Source organism: Lysinibacillus sp. FW12 (genome assembly GCF_050817245.1).
Taxonomy (GTDB): Bacteria; Bacillota; Bacilli; order Bacillales_A; family Planococcaceae; genus Lysinibacillus; species Lysinibacillus irui.
In genome coordinates this window covers 3109958-3123850 of the sequence record NZ_CP139094.1, presented here as the reverse complement: position 1 = coordinate 3123850, position 13893 = coordinate 3109958, and the positions used below count along the sequence as shown (strand labels likewise).

Here is a 13893-nt window from a genome sequence, read left to right as displayed (position 1 = left end):
TTAAAAAAATTGTAGAAAAAAGTTCCTTTTTTTGAAGAGTTCACATATACTATTATAAACCGACAGTCAGTCTATATATGTAGGACAGGTGAAAGAAGTTTTTCATTTCTTCATCTTGTACCTACATTTTTTTACAGTCGTAAATGACCGACTGTCGGTCTAAAATGGTGTGAGGTGATTTTAATTGAACAGATCCGTTAAAGTAATAGGCTTTTCCCAAGATTTTTTAATGATGGTTGTTGGTCAGATTATTTCTATTTTAGGCTCAGCCCTCCTAAGATTTGCCCTATCACTTTTTGTCTTGGATTTAACGGGAAGGGCAGATCTTTTCGCTGTGCTCTTTGCTATTTCAAGCCTTCCTATTTTATTTACACCATTTGGTGGTGCTATAGCAGACCGTTTTAACCGACGCAATTTAATGGTTGTATATGATTTTATTAGTAGTTTTATTGTTCTAATTTTCTATTGTATGTTACTGACAGATAATTATTCTGTGTTAGGGATCGGCCTTGTCCTTGTGTTACTTTCCTTTATTAGTGCGATGTACGCACCTGCTGTCATGGCTAGTATTCCATTATTGGTTGAAGAACAGAAGCTTGAGCAAGCCAATGGAATCATTAACGGGGTTCAAGCATTAGCTGGTGTGACTGCACCAGTACTAGGGGGCATCTTGTATGGGGTGCTTGGTCTGAAAATTCTTGTCATCATGAGTGGATTATTATTTTTCTTAACAGCTATTTTAGAAATGTTTATAACGATACCATTTGAGCAGCGTGATTATCATGGACAATTAGTACGTACATTGATCAGTGATATGAAAGGAGGGTTTAGCTATGTCATAAGGCAAAGATTTATTTTAAAATGCATATTACTAGCCGCTTTATTGAATTTATTTTTTACACCTCTATTCATTGTGGGTGTGCCAATAATTCTTCGTGTCACAATGGAAACTGGTCATACATTGTATGGAATTGGAATGGGCAGCATAGATTTGGCAACCATTTTAGGCGCATTAGCAATGGGCTATTTTGCCACAAAGCTTCGCATACACAGCCTATACATTTGGGTGTTTGTGACAGCTTTATTCGTAATCCCTATGGCTATTGCTGTCTTGCCTCCGTCGCTACAAATGGGTCTTTATCCTTCATACATTCTATTTATAGGGTGTGCTGTTGTGATCGCGATGATCATGACGGTGATTTCCATCTACGTCATGACACTTGTCCAAAAGGAAACGCCAAATGAAAAAATGGGGAAGGTTATGGCCATTATGATGGCAGTATCACAATGTATGGCTCCTCTTGGGCAAATTGGATATGGCTTTTTATTTGAGGACTTTCGTAGCCATATTTATATACCAATCCTCATGATATGTGTGGTTGTCCTATTGTTAGCGTTCCTGACCAATAGATTATGGCGATTAGAGGCTAAACGATGAAAAAAACCACCATTAGTTTTATCAAGACCTAAATTGTAAAAGTCGTAAAATATAAATGGTGATACATATTAGTCATATATAATATGTATCACCATTTTCTTCTTGCTCAACAATCGCGCATGATTATGGAACATCATAAGCACCTGTTTTGTAATACTAACGCAGTTTAATTTAAGTACAAACATTCACAATCTTTAAGATGTTATCATGTGTGATTGACTAATAGATACCAATACTATTTTCACTGTAAAAATTTCCGATAGTTAGATAAAAATCCATCTATTGTAACTGTTTATATAAATTCAGAATTGTTAAACTATTATTAAATACCAAGAATACACTTGAAACTTAATTCTTTCAGGAGGGATACAAATGGAGCAAAAGTTACATTTAATTCCGTATCAAGTGAATGAAGTGGTCGAAGTGGTCGAAATGGTGCCAAAAGGTATTGAACTTATTGCAGCACCAAAAATTTGGGAGCATTCTAAAGGGAAGGGAATTACTGTTGCGATATTGGACACAGGCTGCGACGTCACCCATCCTGATTTGGGTGGGCGTATTATCGGCGGACGGAATTTCACTCGTGATGATGATGGACAACCTGATGTATACACCGATTATAATGGCCATGGAACCCATGTGGCTGGCACAATTGCTGCAATCAGTAACGGCACAGGAGTAGTTGGTGTTGCACCTGAAGCAAGTTTATTGATATTAAAAGTGCTTGATAAAAGTGGATCAGGGCAATACGACTGGATCATAAATGGTATTAACTATGCAGTTGAACAAAGGGTGGATATCATCTCCATGAGCCTCGGAGGTTCTGTCGATGTACCTGAGTTACACCAAGCTATTCAAAATGCAATCACTAATCAAATTCTAGTAGTTTGTGCTGCTGGTAATGAGGGAGATGGACAGAGTTCTTCAAATGAATTGGCCTATCCTGCCTGCTACAATGAAGTCATCAGCGTCGGATCCATTAACCTGCAACGCAGTTCTTCTGAATTTTCAAATTCGAATAATGAAATCGACATAGTAGCCCCTGGTGAAGAAATCCTTTCAACGTATTTAAACGGAACTTATGCAAAACTAAGCGGAACTTCGATGGCAACACCGCATATATCCGGTGCACTTGCACTCATAAAAGAGAGTGCCAACAGAAACTTTGAGCGAAATCTGACCGAGGCTGAGCTGTATGCACAATTAATAAAGAGAACGATTCCTTTAGGAAACTCGCCAAAACTCGAAGGCAACGGATTGCTGTACTTAACAACAGAGGAATACTTATCGGATGTGTTCAACCAAAAATTATCTGCACAGGCGTTGAAAATATAATGGAAAAACTAGATTTGTTATACAGTGAATGGGAAACGGCCAAGTCAGACTTTTTAAACTATAAGGAAAATCGACCCTATTATGATGAAAAGAAAGATAAGGAAGTCAGAAATCAATACTATCAGAGCATTTCATTCACGGATGCTAATCTTTTAGACAGCCTTCATATATTGCTTGAAAAAACACATACAGATCAGTTAAACTACAGCCCGCACCGTTATGTGTACCCTTGGGTTGATTTGCAGGAAAACGGTTCATTAAAAAGCCTTTATTCTGGAAATAGAATGGATCCACTTTCTGTCATAGATGAGGACGTTCGGCTCCATGAAATGCAGGCAAAAGGGTTAATCAGCATCTTTTCGGATGATTTATTAAACTGTGAACATGTAGTGCCTCAATCATGGTTCGATAAAAAAGAACCGATGAGAGGAGACTTGCATCATCTATTCGCCTGCGAACCGACCTGCAATAGCAGTCGCAGCAACTACCCTTACTACGATTTCCACGATTATATCCCTGAAGGATTAATTTTAGGAATCAAAGATGGCTGCGGCAAAGCTGAAGAAAGTAAATTCGAACCAGAATACGGGAAAGGAATCGTTGCTAGAGCAACACTCTATTTCCTAATTCGGTACCCAAACACTATAAAAAAAGAACTAGAGAATGTCTCTTTATTGTTAAAATGGCATCAATCTTTCCCAGTATCTATCTATGAAAAGCATCGCAACTTAGCTATCCATGAACTTCAAGGCAATCGGAACCCATTTATTGATTTTCCAGAGATTGCAGAAAGTTTCGTAACAAATTAAAAAACACTAATTCCCTTATAAAAGTACAAGGGAATTAGTGTTCGCTTTTTTTATATTAAACGCAACTAATGGTATAATTGCTACATGTTAAATCCACTCTTCGTTCACAAGCATATTTTTATAGGTAACTATAGCATTTGCCCTGACTTATAAATTGATAACAAGCCCCTAAACTATCGTTTGGGGACTTTTCTTTGTTTACCGTCTTTTTTATAAACATCTCAACTTTATTTCAAAGCCACAAATTCGTTGCTTTGAAATAAAGTTTGAGCAAAAATACCTCGAAAACCCTAATAAGAAGAATCCCTTTTGAAAAAAGATTGATGAAAACGGATGCTTCCTCTGTGAAGTATTGTTTAATTTTTATAAAAAAGTTTGAGCATTTTCTGTGATCTAATCTTCAACAATACCAATTCCTTTTCCTCTCTTAAAATGCAGGTATCGATTTAGTAGCCTTCTAAAATTTTGACAAAGATGATTTATGAAATTGATTCAGTTAATTTTAAACATAATAAAAAAGCACTCTCTCAAGAATCTATCTCAAAATATTGCTGATACCTGTTGAAATAAACTTTCTTTAATCAGCTTGATTTTTAGGATGATTTTTACGATGAAGCTCAGTAAGATCTTTTATATAAAATAATGAATAGTCATCTCTAATATCCACTTCAAAAAAGTAATAATTTTTAGTTTCTATATCTTTAACTTCTATTTCAAACAACCCCATTCCTCTTAGGTAATTGATTTCTTCAGATTTTAAATTTTCTCTACCAATGCCATAGTTAGTTTCAATATAGTTTTCCACATAGTTGTATACGATAGCGTTTCAAGATTTAGAATTAAAATAATTGTAATTAACAAAAATAACTACTATACAAAATAATAGATTAAAGATAATTATTTTTTTTCATTTTCCTCTCCTTCCGCCATATTAAGTATCAAGATTATATTTATTAATAATTACAATTTGTCAAACTATAAGTATTAGGGGTTTTTCCTGTTTTGTCTAAATACTTTAAATATTTCATAGCTGGGATTACTGGAAATCCCTTTTGATTAAGCAATATGTACCTCTTATTGTTGTTCTCAAAGATAACCTCTTGGACCTTAATAGCACTTCACCTCCAAAGTTATTAAATATTACTTGGTCTAAAGCCTTCACTAACTGTAGGCTACATACATTGCCGCCAAAAAAGGTTCATTATATACATATTAAACTATATTTTCAATATCTAAATAACAAATCTAATATGGATAAAAAAGAGAATATACGCTCTTATATTGAACATAATATCCTCTTATTAGTTTAGTCTATTTAATTATTTGGTGGTTTTCCTTGGAAGGAACCTGTTAATTAAAATCTTCTTGTTCTACGACGCTGTAGCCTATTGCTATTAGACTGAGCTGAAAATGATGGCATGAGCAATGGAGGTCGCTGCTGTGCATTATTTCCTACATGAACAGTAATAGATTCCTCTTCAATTATAGGATCTTCGCTCTTTTCCTCATGTAAGCGAGCTTCTGTAGTATTTAATAATGGTGCGGGAGACTCGTTATGATGGGTAGTACTTGTCGTGGTGTTAGTAGCATTTGTCGTACTAGTTGTATTTGCTGTAGCAGTCTTTTCTTGATGTTGGGTAGCGTGTTCAACTGCTGCATGTGGTTGTTGGACTGCGTGGACATCCTTCATGACAAGAATAGGACGCATCATATCGTGGTCCTCATGCTCAAGGAAGTGACAATGCCACATATAATGACCGATATGATCTTTCCAGTGCATAATAATTTTAGTGACCTTACCAGCATCTGCTTTCACGGTATCCTTCCAACCTTGCTCATAGTCTCGTGGTTCTTCAGGAGGCCCTGTGAATTCTACGATGCCTTCATTTTGATAGCGTTCAAGGTCAAAAGGTCTTCGTTCCAAAATTTTAAATTGGATAAGGTGTAAGTGAATAGGATGTATGAAAGGTGTAGCATTAATAAAGTTCCATATTTCCACACTATCCAAAGATGGTTTTTCTGTTGCTGGATCATGGTACATACGATCATTTAATAATAACATTGGTCGGCCATATTCATCGGTTGTAGCTGTCAGTGGCAATTGTCTTTCAATATGTGCATGGTGTGGATGAAGATCCATGGAAACAGCAAGTCTTTCTGGAATTTCACTTGTATCCTCACATTTTAAAGGAAGTGTTACTCTAAATAGCATAATGACATTTGTGTGTTCATCACTGAAATCGGTATCAACATTCATTAAGGTGATTTCCTGTCCCTCGCAGCTTGAAAAATCGATAATGATATCTGTACGCTCAGCGGGTAGAAGCTCAACATATTGAATGGTCTTGGGTGCGTTTAAAAATCCGCCGTCTGTACCAATTTGAACCATTGGCTGATCATTTGAAAGTCCGATGACATAGCCCCTACGATTGGAGCCATTGAGAAAGCGAAATCTATATTTACGGGGCTCCACTTCTAAATAGGGCCATAGTTTTCCGTTGACAACGATTGTATTGCCAACAAAGCCAGGGGTGATGGAGGGATGGACAGGAACAGGGAATGGTGGTTCATCTGGATAAAACAAGGAGCCATCCTCATTAAATGATTTATCTTGAATTAAAATCGGATATTCATAGTCTCCGCAAGGTAAATTAGAACGTTCCTCAAGTGCATCTCTTAATAAATAAAAGCCTGCTAAGCCTGCATATACATTTAGACGTGTTAAAGCCATTGCATGGTCATGGTACCACATAGTAGTACCTGGCTGGTGATTAGTATATTCATGTATTTCTTTAGTAAATTTTGGTCCAGTATGGCGGTAGTCTCTTGTGTACCACGCCTCTGGATGACCATCACTTTCCCAATCCACATTGGCTCCATGTAGGTGAGTGACGGTTCTTACCTCTTGTGAATCGTTGGCAGCGTGGAGCGTAAAGTCTATTGGCAGAAAGTGCTGTAAGGGTAGCTGGTTTTTATATTTCACATAGATGGTTTTATCTTTTGTAGCTTCAATGGTCGGCCCCGGATAAAGCCCATTGTAACCCCAAATTAAAGATTTTGGAAAATGCTTATGGAAACGGTGCTCGCCTTCCATCATGACCAATTCATAATAATCATTTTTTTGTTGCCCTCGACAATATTTAGGTTTAGCTACGACAGGTTTTGGAAGTTCATCTACAAATTTTGGAATAGTTGCTGGATCAGAGGGGTTTATTTGCATACTCACAACATCACGTCCCTTTTCAATACTTTAAATTTGCTCATTATCTCATCATATGGGTGAAAACAATAGGTAACGAGGACAATAATGGAGAAAAATGTGTAAAAACATAAAAATTTTAGCTGCGGTGCATTTTCTTATTATTTAGGTGGAAGGTGAACCGATATAAGATTATATATTGTTATGCCTAGAGATTTTTGAAACGCAGGTAATAGTTGGTATGTTGCTGAAAAACATACCAAGCAAATAAATATGCCTTATAATTGAGAAAGTAGAAGTGAAATTGGATGATATAGGGGTTTGGAGAAGTGGTGAGACGGTGGAATTAACATTAGAAGAATTAAATAAAACGATCATGGAAATGCGCGCAAAGGGGTACTTAACAGAGGCATTAAAACTAGCAGATCAAGGTCTTTTAATAGCTTTAGAGAACAATAATTATACGTATATATTGGATTTATACTTTCAAAAAATATTAGTTCATCATTCATTAGGCGATACCTTAAGCATGGTTAGCCTTATACATGATTACGAGGCCATTTGTCAAAAATATGGTTCTAGTAAAGATTTAATGCATTACCATTTAGTGATGTCATTAATCTATGATTTGGTTGACATTCGTGAAAAAACAGTGGAGATGACGAAAAAAGCCATTGTCTACGCACTGGAGTTACAGGACCCCATTATGCTTGTTCGTTGTCATAATAATTTATGCTATTTAGAGGTAGAGAAGGGCTGTACGACAGAGGCACTTCAAGCAGGGCTATTGGCGAGGGAGTATAATAGGTCGTTAACGGAATCAATGCCTGATTTAGCAAAATTGCACGATATACGGATTAATAACAATTTAGCAGATGTTTATATTTTAGAAGGGGATTTTAAAACGGGGAAGGCATTGCTTGACGATTCATTAACGTCTGACATTATTGATCACCATAAGCGTGAAAAAGTAGCGGCTTTGTTTGGCTATGGTTTTTTATATGAAAAGCAACAAAAGCTTGATGAAGCAGTATCCTATTACAAACAGGCTATAGAACTTGCCAAATCCTATGGAGATAAGCCGAATACAAAAAAAGTAATGCGATTATTATTAAACGTATTGTATCAATTGGATTGGCGAGATGAAATCTTTGAATTACAGCGTGAATACATTGATCTCACAGAGAAAATGAGTGTTGCTAATTTACTACAACAAGTAATGAATTTGGAATTTAAGCGGCAGAAGGAAAAGCTGGAGAAAAAAGCCCACTATGATCCTTTAACAGGCGTATTAAATCGTCATTTTTTAGATTTTGAACTACAGGAGTGGTTAAATACAGCCAAACTTACGCAATGCTATGTGTGCATTACTGTGCTAGATATTGATTATTTTAAACTATTCAATGACATGCATGGTCATTTGTTTGGCGATATGATTTTACAGCTATTAGCAAATGGTTTAGAGGAGTTTTTACAGGACGAAGATGTGAAAATAATTCGTTACGGTGGAGATGAATTTATCATTTGTATGAGACATCAACAAAAGGATTATATTAAATCACTTGTCAAAAATACACATGCTTTTTTACTTACATTGAAGCTGGAGCAAGAACAAGAAAGCTACCCTGTAAAGGTAAGTATGGGTGCTTGTATCAACGATCAGAAAAATTATCATTACAAGGAGCTTTTTGAACAGGCAGATAGCTGTTTATACCAGGCGAAAGCTAATGGCCGTGCCAGCTGTGTTCTTTACGAGCTATCATAGGCATACTCATTCCTATTCATTGTTGAATAGGAATTTTTATGTTGTTGTAGTAGTTGCTTTTGCACCAAAAGTGAAACAGAAGAGAAAAAAGATGCTCTCTAATAGGAGATGTTCGGAACTTTGCAAATGGCACAAATTTTTAAAGAGGAGCTCTTTAAACAAGCCTGAAAAAATGTAGAATGAAATTTACTGCGCCAATCATTTGAAAACGTTGTTCTAGCAACGTACAATATATGAAATTAAGAAACACGACAGCACAAATTTGTTGTATAATGTTGTGGTATGCGGAAAGAAAGCAGGTTGACAAAATGGAAAGCAAAATGATTAGTTACGCAATTATAGACACACGCAAACATCGGCTATGTGTTATGCGAAATATGCTTGATGTGAAACATAGGGTGAATAGATGAAAAACTGGTTGATTTTCATTTCTGTTTTTATTGTTTCGTTGTCACTTGTCATTAGCATTTTAGTACTCTGGAAAGCCGAGGCTCCATTCCGTTCAATTGAAGAGCAGGCTGAACAGTTGGCACTTGATGCCAAAGCCCTCGCAATTGTATCGGAGTCCTACACATATAATGGCAAACATTCGTATGTTACTGTGTTCGGGGTAGACGAATACGGTGATAAAAAAGCTGTCTTTGTTCCGACGAATCTGGACGAGGATTCCATTCAGGAAGTGTTATTAGAAGATGGTATTACGGAAAAGCAAGCATTATCGGTTTTTAAAAATGAAGGAAATGTCCAAAAAGTCCTCCACATGAAATTAGGCTATGAGGAGCCTGGCGCTGTTTGGGAAATTACATATCTAAACGACCATGATCAGCTCAACTATGTCTATATTTTGTTTAAGGATGGCGACTGGTGGAAGCGCATTACGAATTTATAAGAGGAGTAGATCCCGGATGAAAAATTTATTAGCAACACGTGTAAAAACTTTAACACCATCTTCAACATTAGCTATTACTGCAAAAGCAAAAGCATTGAAAGAGCAAGGTATTGATGTTATTGGTCTTGGGGCTGGTGAACCAGACTTTAATACACCTCAAAACATTTTAAATGCAGCCATTGATTCAATGGAAAAAGGGTATACAAAATATACACCTGCTGGCGGACTACCAGTTCTGAAAAAAGCGATTATTGATAAGCTTCAACGCGACAATAACCTTGCCTATCAACCAAACGAAGTAATTGTTGGTGTAGGGGCAAAGCATATTTTATATACGCTATTCCAAGTGATTTTAAACGAGGGCGATGAGGTTATTATTCCAATACCTTATTGGGTGTCTTATCCAGAACAAGTGAAATTAGCTGGCGGTGTACCTGTATATGTTGAAGGTACACGTGAACAAAGCTATAAAATTACAGCGGATCAACTGAGAGCGGCTGTGACTGATAAAACGAAAGCAGTTATTATCAATTCACCTAGCAACCCATCAGGCATGATTTATTCTCGTGAAGAGCTAGCAGAACTTGCTGCTGTTGCAGAAGAAAAAGATATTTTAATCGTGTCAGATGAAATTTATGAGAAGCTTGTATACAATGGTATTGAGCATTTTTCAATTGCACAACTTTCTGATGCAGTGAAAGCACGTACAATCGTTGTAAACGGTGTGGCAAAATCTCACTCTATGACAGGCTGGCGTATTGGGTATGCTGCAGGTGACGCAGACATTATTAAAGCAATGACTGACCTTGCATCACACTCAACATCTAATGCGACAACAACTGCACAATATGCAACTGTGGAGGCGTATAATGGACCACAGGACGCAGTAGAAGAAATGCGACAAGCATTTGAATCTCGTCTTGAGAAAATTTATCCACAGTTAAGTGCAATTCCTGGCTTCCATGTATTAAAACCACAGGGTGCATTCTACTTATTACCAGACGTAGCAGAAGCTATGGCTCATACTGGCTATGATTCAGTAGATGCATTTGCTGCGGATATTTTAACAGAAGCAAACGTAGCAGTGATTCCAGGCTCTGGCTTCGGCGCGCCAACTACAATGCGATTATCTTATGCTACATCTTTAGACTTATTAGAAGAGGCAGTCCGCCGTATTGATTCATTTGTTAAATCAAAATGGCAAGACTAATCCTTCTAGTCGACTTTGGAGGATTTCTATGAAAAAAATTATGATTAAAGATATGCCTCAGCATATCGGTGAAACAGTCAAAATTGGCGCTTGGTTAGCTAACAAACGTTCAAGCGGAAAAATCGCTTTCTTACAACTACGTGATGGCTCTGGCTTCGTGCAGGGCGTTGTAGTGAAAGAAGAAGTAGGCGAAGAAATTTTTGCAACGGCAAAAGGGATGACGCAAGAAACTTCTATGTATGTTATTGGTGAGGTTAAAGCAGACGAACGTTCAAGCTTTGGCTGTGAACTTGCTGTAACAGGAATTGAAGTACTACATGCAGCAACAGATTTCCCAATTACACCAAAAGAACATGGCCCTGAATTTTTAATGGATAACCGTCATTTATGGCTACGTTCTCGTAAACAGCATGCCATAATGAAAATTCGTAACGAAATTATTCGTGCAACATACGAATTTTTCAACAACAATGGTTTTACAAAAATGGATCCACCAATTTTAACAGGATCTTCGCCTGAAGGTACTTCAGAGCTATTCCATACTAAATATTTTGATGAAGATGCGTATCTATCTCAATCTGGTCAACTTTACATGGAAGCGGCTGCAATGGCATTAGGGAAAGTATTCTCATTCGGTCCAACATTCCGTGCTGAAAAATCTAAAACACGTCGTCATTTAATCGAGTTCTGGATGATCGAGCCGGAGATGGCATTCGTGGAATTTGAAGAGAATTTAGAAGTACAAGAGCAATATGTAGCGCATATCGTACAGTCTGTTCTGGCAAACTGCAAATTAGATTTAGAGCGATTAGGCCGTGATACATCGAAGCTTGAAAACATCCAAGCGCCATTCCCTCGTATTTCTTATGATGATGCTATTAAGCTTCTACACGAACAAGGCTTTGACGATATTGAGTGGGGCGATGATTTTGGTGCGCCACACGAAACAGCAATTGCCAATTCGTTTGACAAACCAGTATTTATTACGTGTTACCCTGTAGGTATTAAACCATTCTATATGCAACCACACCCAGACCGTGATGATGTTGTATTATGTGCTGATTTAATTGCACCAGAGGGTTACGGTGAAATTATTGGTGGTTCTGAGCGTATCCATGACTATGATTTATTAAAATCTCGCCTAGAGGAACATAACCTATCATTAGATGCCTATGCATGGTATTTAGAACTTCGTAAACAAGGTTCTGTTCCGCATTCAGGCTTTGGACTTGGATTAGAGCGAACTGTAGCATGGATTTCTGGCACAGAGCATATTCGTGAAACAATTCCATTCCCACGTTTACTGAACCGCTTATATCCATAAGCTAATCAATTTAAAAGTCGCGTAGTGAACTATCTACGCGGCTTTTCTACTTACTTAAAGAAGGAGTCTGGAGAAACATGAACGTAAATAATCATCGACTCCGTACATGGACTGAGCAGAGAATGATTCCAATTCCTCAGCTTTTTTTTCAGTTTTATAAGGAGTTAAATATGGAGGATGAGGAGGCGCTCCTTGTCATGCACTTACTAGCCTTTCATATGGAAGGGAATGATTTCCCAACACCTAATGATCTAAAGAATCGTCTCACGATGCCTGACAATGATATTACGAAGCATTTACAACGATTAATGCAAAAAGGCTTCCTCGAAATTACGAGAGATGTGGATACGAGTGGTCGATTATATGAAAAATATTCTGTATATCCACTTTGGGAGCGAATTGTGCAGATAATCGATATGAAAGAGCAGCAAACGTCTGCAGCGACACTTCGTCAGGAAGAAGGAGAGATTTTTCGTCTATTTGAAGAGGAAATGGGACGCCTTTTATCTCCTTTAGAGCTTGAAAAAATAGGATGTTGGCTTGATGAGGACAAGCATAGTCCAGCACTCATTAAAGAGGCCCTAAAGGAGGCTGTTTTTGCTGGGAAGCTGAGTATTCGTTATATTGATCGCATTTTATTAGAGTGGAAAAAGAAAAATATAACGACACCTCAAGCTGCTCAAAAGCAAAGTGAGCAGTTCCGTGAGAAGCAGACATTTAACAGAGCACCAGCTCGAACAGTACAACAAGAATCAACACAATCGACCAATAAAGTACCATTTTACAATTGGTTAGAAGAAAGAGAATAGGGGGCATCCGGTTTGTTAACGAAAAAACAGTGGGAGCATTGTCTAGATGAAATGGATCGAATGTTTCCCGATGCACATTGTGAGCTTGTACATGACAATGCCTTTGAGCTGACTATTGCGACATTATTATCTGCCCAATGTACAGATGTACTAGTCAATAAGGTGACAAAAACATTATTTCAAAAATATAAAACGCCAGAAGATTACTTAGCTGTATCGTTAGAGGAATTGCAGCAGGATATTCGCTCTATTGGTCTCTATCGCAATAAGGCGAAGAATATTCAGGCTTTATGCCAACGTTTGTTGGATGAGTATGGTGGTGAAATACCTGCAACACGAGAAGCACTGGTAACATTGCCTGGTGTAGGACGAAAAACCGCCAATGTGGTGCTTTCAGTGGCCTTTGATATTCCAGCACTTGCAGTGGATACCCATGTCGAGCGTGTGTCCAAACGTCTTGGCCTATGTCGATGGAAAGATTCAGTACTAGAAGTAGAAGAAACGATTATGAAAAAAACGCCAATGGATAAATGGTCCAAAACACATCACCAGTTAATTTTCTTTGGGCGTTACCATTGTAAGGCTCAAAATCCAGGATGCCATACCTGTCCTTTACTCAGTGATTGTCGGGAAGGGCAAAAACGTTTGAAGAAGGGCTTGGTGAAGGAAGCATGAATAGTGAGGCTATCGCAAAAGATAAAGTAGATGCATGGTTTACCAAGTGGACAACTCTGCAAACGACGATCCATACAGCTCATGATACAAGAAGCGGCATGGCTAAGCAGTTAATGGAGGAAGCAATTGAGTTGTTTGAACAACTTGTACATGCTGCAGGGGATGAAGTGTTACCGATTAATGGCGTTGAACGACTAGCCTTTATCAAAGCGAAGCCTGGTCAATATGCATGTTATCGTCAGCTAGATGAGTTATTTAAGGAGACAAAAAAGCGGACAGCACGCTTGCGAATTCAAGCTAGTAAAAGCTAGGGTTATTGATAAGTGCAGGAAGTGGATAAAAGACATGAAGTGAAGGATAGAGCGAAAAAAGTGAAGGATAGCGCGTTAAATCTGACAGATAGCCTCTATATCCGCTCATATAAAAAACCGAGAAGCAGC

The 13893-nt window shown here is 37.7% G+C and carries 12 protein-coding genes and 1 pseudogene; 10 read left to right on the top strand and 3 right to left on the bottom strand.

Annotated features, from left to right (window positions below; genetic code table 11):
• Positions 1-229 precede the first annotated feature (229 nt).
• The 3 genes from SJW71_RS16285 (at position 230) to SJW71_RS16275 (ending at position 3582) form a co-directional block, all read left to right on the top strand.
• The gene (locus SJW71_RS16285) at positions 230-1438 is read left to right on the top strand and encodes an MFS transporter (RefSeq protein ID WP_431812218.1); all 1209 of its coding nucleotides are present in this window, start codon (positions 230-232) and stop codon (positions 1436-1438) included.
• A 372-nt stretch (positions 1439-1810) separates the two neighbouring features.
• Positions 1811-2773 (top strand): S8 family peptidase, encoded by a 963-nt coding sequence (locus SJW71_RS16280; protein WP_274796451.1) that lies wholly within the window; start codon positions 1811-1813, stop codon positions 2771-2773.
• Positions 2773-3582, top strand: a complete 810-nt coding sequence (locus tag SJW71_RS16275) for an endonuclease I family protein (protein ID WP_431811206.1) — start codon at positions 2773-2775, stop codon at positions 3580-3582. Before SJW71_RS16280 ends, SJW71_RS16275 begins: the two co-directional genes overlap by 1 nt.
• Before the next feature lie 577 nt (positions 3583-4159).
• On the opposite strand, the gene SJW71_RS16270 is transcribed toward SJW71_RS16275, so the two are convergent.
• The 3 genes and pseudogenes from SJW71_RS16270 to SJW71_RS16260 all read right to left on the bottom strand — a co-directional run bounded on the left by SJW71_RS16270 (position 4160) and on the right by SJW71_RS16260 (position 6802).
• Positions 4160-4387, bottom strand: a complete 228-nt coding sequence (locus SJW71_RS16270; protein WP_431811205.1) for a hypothetical protein — start codon at positions 4385-4387, stop codon at positions 4160-4162.
• 175 nt (positions 4388-4562) lie between these two features.
• A pseudogene (locus SJW71_RS16265) lies at positions 4563-4694 on the bottom strand (tyrosine-type recombinase/integrase); the annotation flags it as partial.
• A 242-nt stretch (positions 4695-4936) separates the two neighbouring features.
• Positions 4937-6802, bottom strand: coding sequence for a multicopper oxidase family protein (locus tag SJW71_RS16260; protein WP_431812217.1), 1866 nt, complete (start codon positions 6800-6802; stop codon positions 4937-4939).
• A gap of 319 nt (positions 6803-7121) precedes the next feature.
• On the opposite strand from SJW71_RS16260, the gene SJW71_RS16255 reads away from it, so the two are divergent.
• The 7 genes from SJW71_RS16255 (at position 7122) to SJW71_RS16225 (ending at position 13764) form a co-directional block, all read left to right on the top strand.
• Positions 7122-8546: a tetratricopeptide repeat-containing diguanylate cyclase gene (locus SJW71_RS16255; protein ID WP_431811204.1), complete on the top strand. Its 1425-nt coding sequence runs from the start codon at positions 7122-7124 to the stop codon at positions 8544-8546.
• A 406-nt stretch (positions 8547-8952) separates the two neighbouring features.
• On the top strand, positions 8953-9435 hold the full coding sequence (locus tag SJW71_RS16250) for a DUF5590 domain-containing protein (protein WP_016994292.1): 483 nt from the start codon (positions 8953-8955) through the stop codon (positions 9433-9435).
• A 16-nt stretch (positions 9436-9451) separates the two neighbouring features.
• Positions 9452-10645 carry a pyridoxal phosphate-dependent aminotransferase gene (locus SJW71_RS16245; protein ID WP_274796455.1) on the top strand — a complete coding sequence of 398 codons (1194 nt, stop codon included), beginning with the start codon at positions 9452-9454 and terminating at the stop codon, positions 10643-10645.
• A gap of 28 nt (positions 10646-10673) precedes the next feature.
• Positions 10674-11969, top strand: a complete 1296-nt coding sequence (asnS, locus tag SJW71_RS16240; RefSeq protein WP_312505530.1) for an asparagine--tRNA ligase — start codon at positions 10674-10676, stop codon at positions 11967-11969.
• A 77-nt stretch (positions 11970-12046) separates the two neighbouring features.
• Positions 12047-12778, top strand: coding sequence for a DnaD domain-containing protein (locus tag SJW71_RS16235; RefSeq protein ID WP_312505528.1), 732 nt, complete (start codon positions 12047-12049; stop codon positions 12776-12778).
• 12 nt (positions 12779-12790) lie between these two features.
• On the top strand, positions 12791-13453 hold the full coding sequence (gene nth / locus SJW71_RS16230) for an endonuclease III (protein ID WP_274796458.1): 663 nt from the start codon (positions 12791-12793) through the stop codon (positions 13451-13453).
• Positions 13450-13764, top strand: coding sequence for a YpoC family protein (locus SJW71_RS16225; protein ID WP_313470258.1), 315 nt, complete (start codon positions 13450-13452; stop codon positions 13762-13764). The genes nth and SJW71_RS16225 overlap by 4 nt, the downstream gene beginning before the upstream one ends.
• Positions 13765-13893 lie beyond the last annotated feature (129 nt).

What these genes read in the sequence shown, in the direction of transcription:
- SJW71_RS16250 (WP_016994292.1), top strand. Translation starts at nt 8,953, where the DNA reads ATGAAAAACTGGTTGATTTTCATTTCTGTTTTTATTGTTTCGTTGTCA.
- SJW71_RS16235 (WP_312505528.1), top strand. Translation starts at nt 12,047, where the DNA reads ATGAACGTAAATAATCATCGACTCCGTACATGGACTGAGCAGAGAATG.
- SJW71_RS16225 (WP_313470258.1), top strand. Translation starts at nt 13,450, where the DNA reads ATGAATAGTGAGGCTATCGCAAAAGATAAAGTAGATGCATGGTTTACC.
- SJW71_RS16245 (WP_274796455.1), top strand. Translation starts at nt 9,452, where the DNA reads ATGAAAAATTTATTAGCAACACGTGTAAAAACTTTAACACCATCTTCA.
- SJW71_RS16285 (WP_431812218.1), top strand. Translation starts at nt 230, where the DNA reads ATGATGGTTGTTGGTCAGATTATTTCTATTTTAGGCTCAGCCCTCCTA.
- SJW71_RS16275 (WP_431811206.1), top strand. Translation starts at nt 2,773, where the DNA reads ATGGAAAAACTAGATTTGTTATACAGTGAATGGGAAACGGCCAAGTCA.
- SJW71_RS16280 (WP_274796451.1), top strand. Translation starts at nt 1,811, where the DNA reads ATGGAGCAAAAGTTACATTTAATTCCGTATCAAGTGAATGAAGTGGTC.
- asnS (WP_312505530.1), top strand. Translation starts at nt 10,674, where the DNA reads ATGAAAAAAATTATGATTAAAGATATGCCTCAGCATATCGGTGAAACA.
- SJW71_RS16260 (WP_431812217.1), bottom strand. Translation starts at nt 6,802, where the DNA reads ATGCAAATAAACCCCTCTGATCCAGCAACTATTCCAAAATTTGTAGAT.